At 74.9% G+C, this 16,686-nt stretch carries 16 protein-coding genes; 9 read left to right on the forward strand and 7 right to left on the reverse strand.

The window, feature by feature from the left end; genetic code table 11:
• On the forward strand, positions 1-1,711 hold a 1,711-nt coding region (locus F8274_RS23075), incomplete at its 5' end, for an ATP-dependent helicase (protein ID WP_151464459.1).
• 117 nt (positions 1,712-1,828) lie between these two features.
• Here the strand turns inward: F8274_RS23075 and F8274_RS23080 are convergent.
• The gene (locus tag F8274_RS23080; RefSeq protein WP_151464460.1) at positions 1,829-2,461 is read right to left on the reverse strand and encodes a prepilin peptidase; all 633 of its coding nucleotides are present in this window, start codon (positions 2,459-2,461) and stop codon (positions 1,829-1,831) included.
• 11 nt (positions 2,462-2,472) lie between these two features.
• A complete protein-coding gene (locus F8274_RS23085) occupies positions 2,473-3,480 on the reverse strand; it encodes an EamA family transporter (RefSeq protein WP_151464461.1) in 1,008 nt (335 codons plus the stop codon).
• Between the two features lie 86 nt (positions 3,481-3,566).
• Here F8274_RS23085 and F8274_RS23090 point away from each other — a divergent pair, with 86 nt between their 5' ends.
• Positions 3,567-4,346 carry a flagellar basal body protein FliL gene (locus F8274_RS23090; RefSeq protein WP_151464462.1) on the forward strand — a complete coding sequence of 260 codons (780 nt, stop codon included), beginning with the start codon at positions 3,567-3,569 and terminating at the stop codon, positions 4,344-4,346.
• 137 nt (positions 4,347-4,483) lie between these two features.
• A complete protein-coding gene (locus tag F8274_RS23095; protein ID WP_151464463.1) occupies positions 4,484-5,719 on the forward strand; it encodes an ATP-binding protein in 1,236 nt (411 codons plus the stop codon).
• A gap of 7 nt (positions 5,720-5,726) precedes the next feature.
• Here the strand turns inward: F8274_RS23095 and F8274_RS23100 are convergent, their stop codons facing one another.
• Positions 5,727-6,272, reverse strand: a complete 546-nt coding sequence (locus F8274_RS23100; RefSeq protein WP_151464464.1) for a GNAT family N-acetyltransferase — start codon at positions 6,270-6,272, stop codon at positions 5,727-5,729.
• A 135-nt stretch (positions 6,273-6,407) separates the two neighbouring features.
• Between F8274_RS23100 and F8274_RS23105 the strand changes: the two genes are divergently transcribed.
• Entirely contained in the window at positions 6,408-6,953 is a 546-nt protein-coding gene (locus F8274_RS23105; protein ID WP_151464465.1) for a DoxX family protein, read from the forward strand.
• 204 nt (positions 6,954-7,157) lie between these two features.
• The gene (locus F8274_RS23110; RefSeq protein WP_151464466.1) at positions 7,158-8,594 is read left to right on the forward strand and encodes a glycosyltransferase 87 family protein; all 1,437 of its coding nucleotides are present in this window, start codon (positions 7,158-7,160) and stop codon (positions 8,592-8,594) included.
• Between the two features lie 3 nt (positions 8,595-8,597).
• Here the strand turns inward: F8274_RS23110 and F8274_RS23115 are convergent, their stop codons facing one another.
• Genes F8274_RS23115 through moaC form a run of 4 tightly spaced genes read right to left on the reverse strand, consistent with a single transcriptional unit; the run spans position 8,598 to position 11,278 of the window.
• Entirely contained in the window at positions 8,598-9,029 is a 432-nt protein-coding gene (locus F8274_RS23115; protein ID WP_370518263.1) for a molybdenum cofactor biosynthesis protein MoaE, read from the reverse strand.
• Entirely contained in the window at positions 9,023-10,282 is a 1,260-nt protein-coding gene (locus F8274_RS23120; RefSeq protein WP_151464467.1) for a molybdopterin molybdotransferase MoeA, read from the reverse strand. The genes F8274_RS23115 and F8274_RS23120 overlap by 7 nt, the downstream gene beginning before the upstream one ends.
• A gap of 37 nt (positions 10,283-10,319) precedes the next feature.
• Positions 10,320-10,790, reverse strand: coding sequence for a molybdenum cofactor biosynthesis protein B (locus tag F8274_RS23125; protein WP_151464468.1), 471 nt, complete (start codon positions 10,788-10,790; stop codon positions 10,320-10,322).
• Positions 10,787-11,278, reverse strand: coding sequence for a cyclic pyranopterin monophosphate synthase MoaC (gene moaC / locus F8274_RS23130; protein ID WP_151464469.1), 492 nt, complete (start codon positions 11,276-11,278; stop codon positions 10,787-10,789). Before moaC ends, F8274_RS23125 begins: the two co-directional genes overlap by 4 nt.
• Before the next feature lie 577 nt (positions 11,279-11,855).
• Between moaC and F8274_RS23135 the strand changes: the two genes are divergently transcribed.
• The 4 genes from F8274_RS23135 to F8274_RS32070 all read left to right on the forward strand — a co-directional run.
• Entirely contained in the window at positions 11,856-14,372 is a 2,517-nt protein-coding gene (locus F8274_RS23135; protein WP_151464470.1) for a bifunctional diguanylate cyclase/phosphodiesterase, read from the forward strand.
• Between the two features lie 62 nt (positions 14,373-14,434).
• Positions 14,435-15,790, forward strand: coding sequence for a glycosyltransferase 87 family protein (locus F8274_RS23140; RefSeq protein ID WP_151464471.1), 1,356 nt, complete (start codon positions 14,435-14,437; stop codon positions 15,788-15,790).
• Positions 15,787-16,419, forward strand: coding sequence for a phosphoribosyltransferase (locus tag F8274_RS23145; RefSeq protein WP_151464472.1), 633 nt, complete (start codon positions 15,787-15,789; stop codon positions 16,417-16,419). The genes F8274_RS23140 and F8274_RS23145 overlap by 4 nt, the downstream gene beginning before the upstream one ends.
• A gap of 23 nt (positions 16,420-16,442) precedes the next feature.
• On the forward strand, positions 16,443-16,686 hold a 244-nt coding region (locus tag F8274_RS32070), incomplete at its 3' end, for a zf-TFIIB domain-containing protein (RefSeq protein ID WP_225853932.1).

Genomic DNA, 16,686 nt, shown 5'->3' on the forward strand with positions numbered 1-16,686 from the left:
CGAGCCGTTCGAGCCGATGCTCGCCGGCATGGAGGAGGTCGGCACCGGCCTGCTGGACCGGCTCGACGCCATGCAGCGGGTGGCCGCCTCGGCCCCGGGCGGCCCGCTGCTCATCGTGGCCGGACCGGGCACCGGCAAGACCCGGACGCTGACCCACCGGATCGCGTACCTCTGCGCGGAGCTGAACGTCTTCCCGGAGCAGTGCCTGGCGATCACCTTCACCCGGCGGGCCGCGGAGGAGCTGCGGCACCGGCTGGACGGGCTGCTCGGCCCGGTGGCCGAGGACGTCACCGTGGGCACCTTCCACGCGCTGGGGCTGACCATCCTGCGGGAGAACGCGCCGGCCGCGGGGCTGCCGGCGGACTTCCGGATCGCCGACGACGCCGACCGGGCCGCGGCCCGCGCGGAGGCCGGCGAGGACAACGAGCGGTACGCCGCGCTGCTGCGCAAGCGGGACCTGGTCGACCTGGACGAGTTGCTCACCCTGCCGGTGGCGCTGCTGAAGGGCGACCGGAAGCTGGTCCGGGAGTACCGCGAGCGCTGGAAGTGGATCTTCGTAGACGAGTACCAGGACGTCGACGCCGTCCAGTACGACCTGCTCCGGCTGCTCAGCCCGGCCGACGGCAACCTCTGCGCGATCGGCGACCCCGACCAGGCGATCTACTCGTTCCGGGGCGCCGACGTCGGCTACTTCCTGCGGTTCTCCCAGGACTTCACCGACGCCCGGCTGGTCCGGCTGAACCGCAACTACCGGTCGTCGGCGCCGATCCTGGCCGCCGCCGTGCAGGCCATCGCGCCGTCGTCGCTGGTCCGCGGCCGCCGCCTCGACCCGGCCCGGCTCGACCCGGAGGCCCCGCTGGTCGGCCGCTACGCCGCGACCTCCGTCGCGGACGAGGCCGACTTCCTGGTACGCACCATCGACGACCTGGTCGGCGGCCTCTCCCACCGCTCGCTCGACTCGGGACGGATCGACGGGCGGGCCACCTCGCTGTCCTTCTCCGACATCGCGGTGCTCTACCGCACCGACTCGCAGGCCGCGCCGATCGTGGACGCGCTGGCCCGGGCGAACATTCCCGTGCAGAAGCGCTCGCACGACCGCCTGCGGGACCGGCCGGGCGTCACCGCCATCGCCCGCGAGCTGCGGCACGCGGGGCTCGACGGTTCCCTGGCCGCCCGGGTACGCCTGGCCGGCCAGATCCTGGCGGAGCGCTTCGCCGTGCCGACCCTCGACGGCTCCGGCGCGGTACGCCCCGAGGACGTCCGCACCGCGGTCGACCTGCTCACCCCGCTGGCCCGGCGCTGCGGCGACGACCTGGAGCTGTTCCTCGCCCAACTCGCCACCGGGGCGGAGGTGGACGCCCTCGACCCGCGCGCCGAGGCGGTCACCCTGCTCACCCTGCACGCGGCGAAGGGGCTGGAGTTCCCGGTGGTCTTCCTGGTCGGCGCCGAGGACGGGCTGCTGCCGCTGCGCTGGCCCGGGCAGGACCCGGACGACGACGCGGTGGCCGAGGAGCGGCGGCTCTTCTTCGTCGGGCTGACCCGGGCGCAGGACCGGCTCTACGTGAGCCACGCGGCCCGGCGTACGCGGCACGGGTCGGAGCGCGAGTGCCGGCCCACCCCGTTCCTGGACGTGATCGACCCGGGCCTGTTCGAGCGCTTCGGCGACACCGAGCCCCGCCGCCCCAAGGACCGCCAGCTCCGGTTGATCTGAGGCCCCGGCTCGCCGAGGTGGCGGCCTTCGCGATCACGGGACACCGCCACCTCGCCGGGCCGGCGCAGCCGGACGGTGCGCCGCGCAACACGCGGGCGTGGCGCCGGCGGGCGCGGGTCAGGCGAGCAGGGCCGCCAGCCAGGCGCCGGCGAGGAGCGCCGGGCCGAACGGGAGCGGGGTGTCGCGGCGGACCCGGCGGGCGGCGAGCAGGGCGAGGACCACCACGCCGTTCAGCAGGTGCGGGAGGAGCAGGCCGAGGCCCAGGGTCGGCCAGCCGAGCCAGCCGAGCGGCAGGCCGAGCGCGGCGGCCAGCTTGACGTCGCCGAAGCCGAGGCGGGCACCGGGCAGCAGCGCGAGCAGCGCGTACCCGGCGAAGGAGATGGCCGCACCGGTGAGGGCGGTCAGCAGCCGGCCCGGGGTGCCGGCGACCAGCGCGGCCCCGGCCAGGCCGAGCCCGCCACCGAGCGCCGCCGCGCCGACGAGCGGGTTCGGCAGCCGGAGACAGGCCAGGTCGGCCGTCGCGAGGGCCAGCCCGACCGCCGCGACCAGCAGGAGAGCCGGCAGGGCCGGGTCCGCGCCCCGCGCGGCGGCGAGCCCGCCGAACACCACGGCGCCGGCCGACACCGCCGCGCCCCGGCCGACCCCGGACCGGGCGGTCGAACCGTCGACGAAGCGGTGGGCCAGCGGGACGGCGGCCCGGCCGGTCAGCGCGCCGAGGAGCGCGACACCCGTCACCAGCCCGGCCGACACGGGCCGGAACGTTACCGGCGGGCCGGCTCCGGGGCGGCCCCGTCGACCGGACGTGCCGCGGACCGGCGCGGACGCTCGGTGCTGACCACCACGGCGACGCCGGCCACGATCACCGCGCCGCCGAGCAGCACCTGCACGGTGACCGGCTCGGCGACGAACAGCGCGCCGAGCGCCACCGCGACCGCCGGGTTCACGTACGCGTAGGTGGAGACCAGGGAGATCGGGGCGTGGGCCAGCAGCCAGACGTACGCGGTGAAGGCGACCAGTGAGCCGGCCACCATGAGGTAGACCAGCGCCGCCCAGGAGCGGCCGGTCACCTCGGCGGGGGAGAAGCCGTGCAGTTCGCCCCGGACGACGGCGATCACGGCGAGCGCCGCCGCGCCGGCGACCATCTCGTAGACGGTGGCCACGAACGGGTCGTCCGGCATCCGGATCCGGCCGGAGAGGTAGGAGCCGACCGACCAGCTGATCGCGCCCGCCACGACGGTCAGCGCGCCGGCCAGCGGCACGCTCCCCGAGCCGCCGCTCGGCAGGACGAGCAGCACGAGGCCGGCGAACCCGAGGGCGACGCCGGCGAAGGTCCACGGCCGGGGCCGGTCGCCGCCCACCGTGCGCAGCAGCACCACGAGGAGCGGGACGGTGGCCACCAGCAGCGCGGCGATGCCGGAGGGCAGGGCGGTCCCCTCCGGGCCGGACTCGGCGAGCACCACGAGGCCGTTGCCGCCGGCCAGCAGCAGCACCCCGACCAGCGCGGCCGAGCCGAGCTGCCGCCGGTCGACGCGGAGCGCACCCGGCCCGCGGCGCAGCCGCAGCACCAGGGCGAGCACCGCGGCGGCCGCGGCGAAGCGCATCGCGGCGGAGGTGAGCGGCGGCAGGGACTCGACGGCGACCCGGATGCCCAGGTAGGTCGAGCCCCAGAGCACGTAGACCAGGACCAGCGCGGTCCAGATCAGGGCCGGGCGGGCCGGGGCGGCGGCGTGGTCGACGGCGGGCGTCGCACTCGTGGGGCGTGAGCTCATCGGTGGACCACGCTACGGTGACCACGGCGTCGGCGTCCCCTGTTGGTGGCCGGCCTCTCAGCACTGGCGTACGCAGGAGGGCGTTCATGTCGAACTTCGGACCACCGGGCGGCGGCTCCCCCGAGCCGTGGGGTGGGCGGCGCCCCGACGACGGCTACGCTCCGCCGGCCGATCCGCGCTACGACCCCGGCTACGGCGGGCAGCCGGGGGGCTGGGACGAGCCGCCGACGCGGCACTACGAACCGGCAGCCCCGCACTACGAGCCGCCCGCCCAGCGCTACGACCAGTCGACCCCGCGCTACGAGCCGGGTCCCGCCTGGAACGCCGGCCCGCCGCCGGCCGCACCGCCCTACCAGGGCTACCCGGCCGGGCCGGGCTACGGCGAACAGCCGCCGTACGCCGAGCCGACGCCGCCGAAGCGCGGCAAGGGGCCGCTGCTGGTGGTCCTGGTCGTGCTGGCGGTGCTGCTGCTGGGCGGCGCGGGGGCCTACTGGCTGCTCGGCCGGGACGACGCGGGCACGGGCGGCACGGCGTCGCCGTCCGCGCCGGCCGCGGGCCCGACCGGGGCCGCGAGCGAGCCGGCCGACGCGCCCACCACCCCGCCGGCGCCGGCCTCCTCGACCGACCCGCGCTTCGTGAAGGCGGGCCAGTGCGTCGCCAACGAGGGCGCGTCCGCCGAGCCGAAGCTGGTGATCACCGAGTGCGCCGCGAAGACCTATCAGGTGCTGCGCCGCATCGACGGGTCGACCAGCGGCAAGAAGGACGCCGAGTCGAAGTGCGCCAAGGTCGAGGGCTACACGGACTGGTACTTCTTCGACAGCCGGCTCGACACCCTCGACTTCGTGCTGTGTCTGAAGCGACGGTAGGACCCTGGTAGCGAAAACTAGGGCTGTCTAGCGTGGACGCTAGACAGCCCTAGTTTCGTCTCGACGGTCCCGACACGCGGTAGTCGCCTCTACGCATGTCTAGCCCCGCCGCTAGACGGCCCGATACTGTGCGATTCGTGGATCCGGTCCGCAACCCGTACGCCCCCGGCGCCGGCCAGCGCCCGCCCGAACTCGCCGGGCGGGGGCGGGAGCTCGACGTCTTCGACGTGGTGCTGGAGCGAATCGCCCGCGGCCGGCCGGAACGCAGCCTCATGCTGACCGGGCTGCGCGGCGTCGGCAAGACCGTCCTGCTCAACACGCTGCGCTCGCAGGCCATCAACCACCTCTGGGGCACGGGCAAGATCGAGGCCCGGCCGGACCAGTCGCTGCGCCGGCCGGTCGCCGCCGCGCTGCACATGGCGGTCCGCGAACTGGCCCCCCGGCACCGTGCCCCCGACCGGATCGACGCCCTCCTCGGAGTGCTCAAGGCGTTCGCCCAGCGCGCCGCCCCGGCCGGGCGCGGCGGGGCCGCCCCGAAGCTGCGGGACCGCTGGCAGCCCGGCATCGACGTGCCGGCCAGCAGCGGCCGGGCCGACTCCGGCGACATCGAGATCGACCTGGTCGAGCTGCTCACCGACGCCGCTGCGGTGGCCACCGACGTGGGCACCGGCATCGCGATCTTCATCGACGAGATGCAGGACCTCGGCGCGGAGGACGTCTCCGCGCTCTGCGCCGCCTGCCACGAGCTGTCGCAGCTCGGCGCGCCGCTGATCGTCGTCGGCGCCGGGCTGCCGCACCTGCCGGCCGTGCTGAGCGCCGCGAAGTCGTACTCCGAGCGGCTCTTCCGCTACCAACGCATCGACCGGCTGGACCGCATCGCCGCCGACCAGGCGCTCTGCGCCCCGGCCGAGCGGGAGGAGGTCGAGTACGAGCAGAAGGCCCTCGACCTGCTCTACGAGAAGTCCGGCGGCTACCCGTACTTCGTCCAGGCGTACGGGAAGGCCACCTGGGACCACGCGCCCCGCTCGCCGGTCACCGCCGCGGACGTCCGGGTCGCCGCGCCCGAGGCGGAGGCGGAGCTGGCCGTGGGCTTCTTCGGCTCGCGGTTCGAGCGGGCCACCCCGGCCGAGCGCGAGTACATGCGCGCCATGGCGACGCTCGCGCTGGTGGACGGGGAGGAGAGCGGCCGCGACGACATGGACGCGGCGGTGCCCACCGCGGAGATCGCGCGGGCGCTCGGGCGCAAGCCGGCCAGCCTCTCGCCGGCCCGCGACGCGCTGATCAAGAAGGGCCTGATCTATTCGGGCGAGCGGGGCACGGTCGCCTTCACCGTCCCGCACTTCGGCCGCTACCTGCGCACCCAGCCGGCCTGACCGCGGCTCAGACCTTCGACCAGGGCGGCGGGAAGACCACCTCGCCGGCCGGGGGCGGTGGCTCGTCGCTGGTGGACGGCGGCAGCACCAGCGCCTGCCACGGCTCGCCCAGCCCCGACCACGGGCTGGTCAACCCCAGCCGGTCCGCGCGGCCGAACCCGAACCGGCGGTAGTAGGCCGGGTCGCCCAGCACCACCACCAGCCGCTCGCCCAGCTCGGTCGCGGCGTCGAGGGCGGCCTGCACCGCCGCCGCGCCGTGCCCGATCCGCTGCCGGTGCGGTGCGACCGCCACCGGGCCGAGCGCCAACGCCGGCCAGGCGCCACCGTCGGTGCGCACCTGCACCCGGGTGAGCAGCGCGTAGCCCACCACCTCGCCGCCGTACTCGGCGACCATGGCCAGCTCGCGGATCCAGGCGTCGCTGCGCCGCAGGTCCTCGACCAGCCCCACCTCGGGCGGGGTGGCCACGTCGGGGCGGGCGAACGCGGCGGCCAGCACCCGGGCGACCGGCTCCTCGTCCGCCGGGTCCTCGGGTCGGAGTCGCAGGGTCGTCACCCGCGCGACCTTACCGCCCGGAGGCGGTCCATCCGCGACGGTCGCTGAAATCGGTACGCGCCGGACGTCCACGTCGGCCGATCCCTTTCGAGTGTTGCAGGGGTGGCGAGGCTCGGGACGGGGTATGACTGAGCCATGAAGCCCGTGCGCTCCCTCGCCCGCGTCATGTTGAGCGGCATCTTCGTGGTCAGCGGCGCCCGCAACCTGCGGAACCCGGGACGGCTGGTCCCGGCCGCGCAGCCGATCACCGACAAGGTCACGCCGCTGCTCCAGAACATCAACCCCCGCATCCCCACCGACACCGCGACCCTGGTGCGGGCCAACTCGGCCACCCAACTGGTCGCCGGGCTCATGCTGGCGACCGGCCGGTTCACCCGGCCGGCCGCGCTCGTCCTCGCCGCCACCCTGGTGCCGACCACCGCCGCCGGCCATCCCTTTTGGAACAACGACGACCCGGCGGCGCGGAACAACAACCAGATCCACTTCCTGAAGAACCTCGGGCTCTTCGGCGGTCTCCTCCTCGCCGCCGCCGACACCGAGGGCAAGCCGGGGCTCCGCTGGCGCACCGGCCACCGGATCAACCACTCGCGCCGCTCGGTGAAGCGCGCGGTCCGGACCGCCCGCCGGGAGGCGAAGATCGCCGTACGCTCGGCGGCCACCGCCCGCCGAATCCCGGGCTGACCTGCATCAATACGGCCTCCACCCCCCGCAAGGCCACCAATCACCTGAACCGTCCGAGACCCGTTAACGCGGTGGAAATGTCAAAAACACGTGTGGGATCGGACACGGTCGCATAACGCGGGAGGCAGCAACGTGAGGCGCCGTTCTAGGCTCCGTGCTGGACCTGGACGGGCAGGACGACCTTGGTACGGGGGTGGCCACGCCATGCCGACGACAGTCGGTAGACGGATGGACCGCCTCGTTCCCCTCCAGCGCGCCACACGGGGGATCGACCGCCGGACCGTCGTGCGGACCGGCGTCGTGGCCGCCGTCGCCTACTCCGCATGGCTCGCCATCGGCGCCTTCGGCCGGCCGTACAACTTCTTCGACATGAAGATCTACCACGGTGCCGTGGTGTGGTGGGCGAGCGGCAACGAGCTGTACGACTTCATCGCCCCCTCCACCACGCTGGGCTTCACGTACCCGCCGTTCGCCGCCCTGGCCATGCTGCCGATGTCCTGGCTGCCCGTCGACGCCGCCGGCGGGCTCAACGCCCTGGCCAGCATCGCGGCGCTCGCCGTCGTGCTGGCCGCGCTGCTGCGCCCCATCGTCGACCGGCTGGGCTGGTCGCTCTGGTTCACCGTCGGCATCGCCACCCCGCTGGCCGTGGCCATCGAGCCGTCCCGGGAGACCCTCGGCTACGGCCAGGTCAACCTGCTGCTCTTCGCACTGATCATGGCGGACCTGGTCGGCCTGCGCTGGCGGGCCCGGCGCGGCACCCACCACGAGACCGCCGACTCGGCGCTGGCCCGGTTCGTCTACAGCGGGGCCTGGGCCGGGGTCGGCATCGGGCTGGCCACCGCGGTCAAGCTCACCCCGGCGCTGTTCCTGGCCTATCTCGTGATCACCCGACAATGGCGGGCGGCGCTGACCGCGGTCGGCACGACAATCGGGGTGACCATCGCGACGTTCGGGCTGGTCGGCGCGGAGTCCCGGACGTACTTCACCGACGTGCTCTGGCAGACCGAGCGGGTCGGCGCCGCGGACATGACCGCCAACCAGTCGCTCGCCGGCCTGCTGGCCCGGCTCTACGACTCGATCGAGACGCCCGGCCTGCTCTGGCTGGCCTTCGCGGTGCTGATGCTGGCGCTCGGGCTGTCCCGGGCGGTCAGTGCGCGCGCCGACGGCGACGAGCTGACCGCGTTCACCCTGGTCGGGCTCACCGCCAACGTGATCAGCCCGATCTCCTGGTCACACCACCTCGTCTGGGTCATCCCGGCGATCATCGTGCTGGCCGACGCCGCCGTACGCCGCCGCGAGGCGAGCCGCGGCCTGCTGCCCCGGGGCACCGGCACGCCGCCGGCCACCGGAGTGCCGGCGCTGCGCCCCCCGATCTGGTACCCGACCCTGACCGGGCTCCGGCACGGGGTCGGCGCGCTCGGCCTCTACCTGCTCTTCCTGATCTCGCCCATCTGGCCGTACGAGCACCAGCTTCCCGAGGTGTCCCACTACCAGGACGGCCTGTTCGGCGCGCTCATGGAGAACTCGCTGGCCGTCGCCCTCATCGTGCTGGTCGCGGCCCTGCCCTGGCGCCCCGGCGCCGAGCCGGCCTTCTACCACGACCGGCTCACCCGGGCGGCCCAGCCGGCCGGGCGGCGCTGAGCGTCAGGGGCAGTTCACCCACTCCTCGGCGCCGTCGGCGAACACCTGCCGCTTCCAGATCGGCAGCCGCGCCTTCACCTCGTCGACCAGCCGCGCGCACGCCGCGAAGGCCGCCGCCCGGTGCGCCGTGCTGACCGCCGCCACCAGGGCCACGTCACCGATCTCCAGCGGGCCGATCCGGTGCGAAACGGCCACCGCGTACACCTCGGGGTCGGCGGCGATCTCGGCGGCCACCTCGCGCAGCACGGCCTCGGCGGTCGGGTGGCCCTCGTACTCCAGCAGCAGGACCGTCCGGCCGTGGTCGTGGTCGCGGACCACGCCCTGGAACGAGACCACCGCGCCGGCCCGGCGGTCGGCGACCGCCGCCTCGTGCGCGGCCAGGTCCAGCGGCCGGTCGCTCACCGCGCCGAGCACCACGCCGCCCACACTCACCATCTCCGCTCCCCCGGGGTCAGGGGCAGCGGTACGAGCGGCACCCGGTCGCCCGCCGCGCCGCTCGTGCCCGGCCGGATCACGGCGAAGCCGTCCGCGCCCGCCAGGCCACGCAGCATCGCCGAGCCGACGTGGCGGACCGGGTGCGCGGTGCCGGCCACCCGGTCCCACCGCACCAGGGCGAGGTGGGTGTGGTCGCCCCGCCCCGGGACCGGCTCGGCCAGGGTGACCTGCGGCAGCACCGGCATCGGCCGGCCCTGCAGGCCGGCGAGCAGCGGCGCGACCAGCGACACCAGCGCGACGATCGCGGACTGCGGGTTGCCCGGCAGGCCGGCGACGAAGCGGACCCGGCCGTCGCCGTCGGCCAGCCGGGCCAGCAGCATCGGGAAACCCGGCCGGACCGCCACGGTGTTCACCACGTAGTCGGCGCCGAGCGTCTCCAGCGTCGGGTGCAGGTGGTCGACCGGGCCGTGCATGGTGCCGCCGGTGGTGCAGACCAGATCGGCGTCGGCGAGCGCGGCGCGTACCGCGGCCACGTGGGCGGGGAGGGTGTCGGCCACCGGACCGACCACGTCGGCGGGACGCACCTGGCAGCCGTACCGGCGCAGCCAGGCGGGCACCGCGGGGCCGAGCGCGTCGCGGACCCGGCCGGCCCCCGGCGGGCCCCCGGTCAGCAGCTCGTCACCGAAGACCAGCAGCGCGGCGCGGGGCCGGCGACGGACCCGCAGGGTGTCGTGGCCGCAGGAGGCGGCCAGGCCGATCACCGCCGGGTCGACGGGCGTGCCGGCGGGCAGCAACTCCTCCCCGGCGTACGCCTCCTCGCCCGGCTCCCGCCACTCCGGCGCGGGGCGGGGCGTGCCGGCCACCCGGCCGTCGGCGGTGCGGGTCGACTCCTCGATCCGCAGGACGGCCGTCGTGCCCTCGGGGACCATGGCACCGGTGGCGATCTCCACGGTGGTGCCGGCGGCCTCCAGCGGGGGCGGGGTCTGCCCGGCGAGCACCCGGCCGACGACCCGCCACGGGCCGTCCCCGCGCACCGCCCAGCCGTCCACGCTGGACGTCGGAAACGCCGGCAGGTCGGTACGCGTCGTCAGCGGCTCGGCCAGGGTGTGCCCGTCGGCGTCGGCGAGCGGCCGGCCGACCGTGGGGAGCGCGGCGGCGAGACCCACCGCGTACACCCGGGAGCGGGCCTCTTCCCACCCGGCGGGCGGCGGCGCGGCGACCTCGGCCGCGGCGGCTGCGGTTTCCGTGCTCATCCGGCGAGCCTAGCGCCGGTGCGGCGGGGGTGTGTGGTCAGTGGTCTCCGCCGCGGAGCTGGTCGACGGTGTGCCCCAGGATCGGCCCGAGCACCGCCAACCCGTCCTTCGCTCCGCCCCGCGACCCGGGCAGGTTGACCACCAGCATGCGGCCGGCCACCCCGGCCAGCCCGCGCGACAGCGCGGCCGTCGGCACGGCGTCGCGGCCGTGCGCCCGGATCGCCTCGGCGATGCCGGGGATCTCGTAGTCGAGCAGGGGGCGGGTCACCTCGGGAGTGCGGTCGGTGGGGGTGACGCCCGTGCCGCCGCTGGTCAGCACCACGTCGACGCCCTCGTCGCGGGCCGCCCGCAGCGCCGCGCCGACCGGCTCGCCGTCGGGCACCACCACCGGCTCGTCGACCTCGCAGCCCAGCTCCCGCAGGCCGGCGACGAGCAGCGGACCGCTGGTGTCCGCGTAGACCCCGGCGGCCGCCCGGTTGGAGGCGACAATCACCCGGGCCCGGATCACGGCCGGTCCTCCGGCCGGACCCACTCGCCGGTCTTGCCGCCCTCCTTGCGCAGCACCCGGACCGCGTCCACCGAGGCCGCCGGGTCGACGGCCTTGACCATGTCGACCAGGGCGAGCCCGGCGACGGCCACCGCGGTGAGCGCCTCCATCTCGACCCCCGTCCGGTCGGCGGTCCGCGCCGTGGCGGTGATCTCGACCGTGTCGTCGGTGAGGCGCAGGTCGACGGTGACGCCGTGCAGGGCGATCGGGTGGCAGAGCGGGATCAGGTCGGGCGTCCGCTTGGCCCCCATGATGCCGGCGAGCCGGCCGACGGCCAGGGCGTCCCCCTTGGGCAGGCCGTCGCGGCGCAGCAGGTCCACCACCTCGGCGGTGGTGCGGAGGCGGCCGGCGGCGACCGCGAGCCGGCCGGAGACCGGCTTGGCGGAGACGTCGACCATCCGGGCCGCGCCGGCCGGGTCGACGTGGGTGAGCTGCGCGGGTTCGGTCACGGCCGCGAGCCTATCCGTCCGAGCGGAGGGCGGGTCGGCATCCGCCACGCCTCGGGCGCCTCGGTCAAACTCTCCTCCGCAATGCCGAATTGAATAACTGCTGCATTTCCCGCCAATATATGCGGAAGGCGTCCTAACGGAAGATAGTGCGCGATATACCGCACGACTTCAAAAGATATCAGAGAGCGACGACATTTCTCCGATCCGTGGGCCTGCAGGGTGTGATGCAACCCAGTGCCCGAACGACTAGAGACATCGCGCACCGATGGACTCGATAATCCCATTGGAAGGTCGTCTGAATATGCGTTCAGTCTTCAGGCAAAGACAGTGAGTGACAAGACACGGCGGCATTAGCGCATTCTGCGCATATGGACATCTAATGTTACCAACTCGGCCTAAACGCCATAAGCTGTCCTGCGTCGGAGGGGGTCGGCGACAACGGCTCCGCAGGATCGAGCGAAGGGCTGAGCAGATGCGCGGCAACGACTGGCTCTGAGGGATCTTTCCGGGCGCCTGAGCGCGCCGTACAGTACGGGTGCACGCACCGCTACGAGATGGGCGCGGTGGAGGCCACCACGTGACTCGCACCCTTGCACGCGACAACGGGACCGATCGGCGGCTACGGCTGCTAGTCGGTCTCGTCGTGTTTACCGCCGGGGTCTCGACACTGGTCAGCATCCGACTGATTGACAGCCGTGGTCTGGTGACCGAGGCCAACCTCACCCGGGCCGCCGCACTCACGTTTCTGGTCGCCGTCGCCGCGACCGTCAATGTCCGAATCCGTATCCGTGCCACCACCCACGGCATCTCCTGGACGGACGCCGCGACGGTCATCGGGCTGGCGGTCGCCCCCGTGCCGTGGGTGATCGTGGCCACCGGTCTGGGCGTCGCGATCGCCCGCACGATCACCCGGCTGCCCCCCATCAAGCTGGCGTTCGGCATCGCCAAGGAGATGACGCTGGCCGCCGCCGGCGGACTGGTGCTGGTCGCCGCCGGCTGGACGTGGCCGTGGTCCGGGTCGATCAGCCGTTCCCTGCCCGCCCTGGTGCTGGCCTACCTGACGGTCGTGGTGCTCGACGAGCTGCTCATGTTCCCGGTCCTCGCGTTCGCCACCGGGACGCCGATCCTCAACCGCTTCCGGCAGCAGTTCGACCTCCGGTTGGCGAGCGTGCTCGCCCGCTTCTCGGTGGTCCTGTCCACCCTGCTCATCCTCCGGATCAACCCGACGTTCCTGGTGGTCGTCCCGCCCCTCGTCCTGAGCCTGCACCTGGCCAACTCCAGCCGGGTGCGCAGCCGGGCCGAGCGGGAGGCCTGGCAGCGCCTGGCCCGCACCACCGACGCGCTGAACGTGGTCGACCTCGACCAGGTGCTCACCACCGCGGTCACCCAGGCCACCGAACTCTTCTCCGCTGACGAGGTCGACATCGAGCTGCGCGAGGAGGGACGGCTGGTCCGGGGGGCCGGCGGGGCCATCACCCTCCGGGGACCGGCCGGCACGCCCAGCACGATCGACGGCTCCGTGCTCACCACCCGGCTCGAGGGGCACGACCAGACCGCCGACATCGGCGTGCTGCGGCTGCGGTTCGCCGGGCCGGTCGAGCTGTCCGAGCGCGAGCAGTACACCCTGCGCACCTTCGCCTCGGCGCTCTGCACGGCCGTCCGCAACGCCCAGGCGTACGCCGAGCTGGCCCGGATCGCCGACGAGCACGCGTACGCCGCCACCCACGACGCGCTCACCGGGCTCTCCAACCGGCGGCACCTGCTCGACGAGGGCACCGAACAGCTCACCAACCGGCACGCCGACGGCGTCACCGCCCTCGTGCTGATCGACCTCAACCACTTCAAGGAGGTCAACGACACCCTGGGGCACGGCGCCGGTGACCGGGTGCTGACCCAGGTCGCCGACCGGCTCCGGGGCGCCGCCCGCCCGGACGACCTGGTGGCCCGCCTCGGCGGCGACGAGTTCGCCGTGCTGCTGCGCGGCCTGCCCGCCCCGGCGGTCGCCGCGCACCGGGCCGAGGCGCTGCTGACCGCGCTGCACGAGCCGCTCGACCTGGACGGCATGCGGATCAGCGTGGAGGCCAGCGGCGGCATCGCGGTGGCCCCGGCCAGCGGCGGGATAGCCGAGCTGCTGCGCCGCGCCGACGTGGCGATGTACCAGGCCAAGCGGGCCGGCCAGCGGATCGCCACCTACGCACCGACCCGCGACACCGCCGACCTGGGCCGGCTCACCCTCGGCGGCGAACTGCCCCGGGCGGTCGCCGACCACGAGTTCACCGTCAACTTCCAGCCGATCGTCGACCTGGGCAGCGGCGAGGTGATCGGCGCGGAGGCGCTGGCCCGCTGGCACCACCCGACGCACGGCATGATCGACCCGCTGCGCTTCCTGGAGGCGGTCGAGCGCTCCGGGCTGCTGCCCGCCTTCGCCGAGGCGATCCTCGACCAAGCGCTGATCGCCGCCGGCTCCTGGCGGGACGCCGGATTCGACCTGCCGGTCTCGGTGAACGTGTCGCCGCGCAGCCTCCTCGACGCCCGCTTCCCCGGCGCGGTGCTGGCCCGGCTCCGGGCGCACGACCTGCCGCCGGACCGGCTGGTGCTGGAACTGACCGAGACCCTGACGCTCAGCCAGCTGGACGTGGTCGACCGGGTGCTCAGCCGGCTTCGCGACTCCGGCGTACGGCTGGCCCTGGACGACTTCGGCACCGGCTACTCCTCGCTCTCGCTCCTCTCCCGGATCCCCGTGCACGAGCTGAAGATCGACCGGAGCTTCGTCACCGCCATGGAGAGCGCCACCGAGGCCGCCGCGGTGATCCGCTCCACCCTGGACCTGGGCCGCAGCCTCGACCTGACCGTCGTGGCCGAGGGCGTGGAGAGCGAGCCGCAGCGGCGGGCGCTCTGGGAGCTCGGCTGCGCCGCCGGGCAGGGCCACCTGTTCGCCCGGCCGCTGCCGGCCGGCGCGCTCCTCGCCGCCCTCCAGCGGGGAGCCGGCGGGCGACCGGGCGCGCTCGCGCCACCGCTGCACGACGCGGGCGCGGTGATCCGCCTGCCCGGGCGCCGCACCGGCGGCGGGCGCAACCGCACCGCCACTCCCTGACCACCGCCACCCGCCAAGATCCGCAGGCCGGGATGCCGTACCCGTCTGCCAGACTGGCCCGCGTGACCGCCGACGCCGACCGGACCGCCCCCGCCCTCCGCCGCTGGCAGGCCATCGACACCGCCGCCGGCGGCCTCGCCCTCGACGTGGGCCTCTACGCCGTCTCCGCCGCGTTCGCCGCGGTCACCGCCGCCACCTCCACGCTGCTGCCACACCGGGCCTGGGGCACCCTCGCCACCATCGGCTACGCCCTGGCGGCGCTCGCCGCGACCGCTCAGCTCCTGACCCGACGCCGGCATCCCGGCACCGCCCTCGCCGGGCTGCCCGCCCGCTGGGCGGTCACCGGCTTCGCCTGGGCCACCACCACCCTGCTGCCGGTGGTCGCCCAGAGCATCCAGCGGGCCGGCGGCCGGACCGACCGGGCGCAGGAGGAGGTGATCGTCGTCGAGCACGCCGGCGCGCGGCTCGCCGAGCACGGCACCCCCTACCTCGGGCACGACGCGATCGCCGCCCTGCCCGCCGGCGAGCAACTGCTCGGCTACACCCCCTACCAGCCCGGGATGGCGCTGTTCGGGCTGCCCCGGGCCGCCGCCGACACCTGGTGGACCGACGCGCGGGTCTGGTTCGCCCTGGCCACCGCGGTGGCGCTCGCCGCCGCCGTGCGCACCCTGCGGACCACCGCGGGCCCCACCGCACCCCGGCCCGGTGCCGCCGTGCTGCGCGCCACGCAGGCGGCCACGGTCCTGCCCATCTGCGCGCTCACCCTGGCCACCGGCGGCGACGACCTGCCCGTACTCGCGCTCTGCCTGCTCGCCGTCGCCCTCGCCGCCGCCGGCCGGCCCGGCCGCGCGGGCCTCGCGGTCGGCGCGGCCGGCGCGCTGAAGCTCTTCGCCTGGCCGGTCGCCGTCGTGCTGGTCTGCTGGGCCGCCACCCGCCGCGCCGGCCTGCGCACCGCCCTGGGTGCCCTCGGCCTGCCGGTCCTCGCGCTGCTGCCCGTGCTGCTGGTCGACCGCGACGCCCTGGTGGAGAACGTGCTCCGCTTCCCGCTCGGGCACGGCCTCGTCACCAGCCCCGCGCAGTCCCCGTTCCCCGGCCACCTCATCGCGAGCGCGCTGCCCGGCGGCCGGCTGGTCGCCGCCGCGCTGCTGGTCGCCGTCGGGGTGGCGATCGCCGTCCGGCTGCTGCGCCGCCCGCCGCGCACCGCCGCCGCCACCGCCCTGATCTGCGGGTACGGGCTGCTCGCGGCCATCCTGCTCATGCCCTCGACCCGCTTCGGCTACCTGCTCTACCCGATCGCCCTGCTGGTCACGGCCCCCGCCCTCGCGCTCGCCGGACACCACACCGGGACCGCCCCCGGCGTGCCTTTCCCGGCAACTGGCCGGCACGGCCCGGCCGGAGGGCGTAGACCTGAGGCATGACCACCTACCGCGACCGGGCCGAGGCGGGACGCATGCTCGCCGACCAGCTCGGCGACCTCGCCGGGCGACCCGACGTCATCGTCCTCGGGCTGGTCCGCGGCGGCGTACCCGTCGCCCAGGTGATCGCCGAACGGCTCGGCGCGCCGCTGGACGTCCTGGTGGTCCGCAAGCTCGGCATGCCGTGGGCCCCCGAGGTCGCGTACGGCGCGCTCGGCCCCGGCGGGGTGCAGGTGCTCAACGACATGGTCGCCGACCGGATCGACCCGGACGAACGCGCCGAGGTACGCCGGCGCGAGCAGGCCGAACTGGACCGCCGCGAGCAGCTCTACCGGGGCGGCCGCCCCCCACTCGACCTGGCCGGGCGCACCGCCGTCATCGTCGACGACGGGCTGGCCACCGGCGCCACCGCCCGCGCCGCCGTGCAGGTCGCCCGGCACCTCGACGCCGCCCGCGTGGTGGTGGCCGTCCCGGTCGGCTCGGACCAGGCGTACGAGATGCTCGCCGCCGAGGCCGACCAGGTGATCTGCCCCCAGGTCCCACCCGACTTCGCCGCCGTCGGGGCCTACTACGACGACTTCCACGAGGTCGCCGACGGCGAGGTGACCCAGGCGCTCACCGCCACCGCGTGATTTCACCAGGTACCTTCGGTGTCATGCAGCTCACCTGTCCCAAATGCCATGGAGAGATGCGCCAGTACGAGCGCAGCGGAGTGATCATCGACCAGTGCGGCGAATGCCGCGGCATCTTCCTCGACCGCGGTGAACTCGAGAAGCTGTTCGAGGCCGAGGCGAACTGGAACCAGCAGCAGGGCGGGCGACAGGCCGCGCCGGCCGGAGGCGGCTACAACGCGCCCCCGCAGCCACCGCCCGCCCTGCTGCTGGTTCCAGTTCGCCTCG

Source organism: Micromonospora sp. AMSO31t (assembly GCF_008868175.1).
Taxonomy (GTDB): Bacteria; Actinomycetota; Actinomycetes; order Mycobacteriales; family Micromonosporaceae; genus Micromonospora.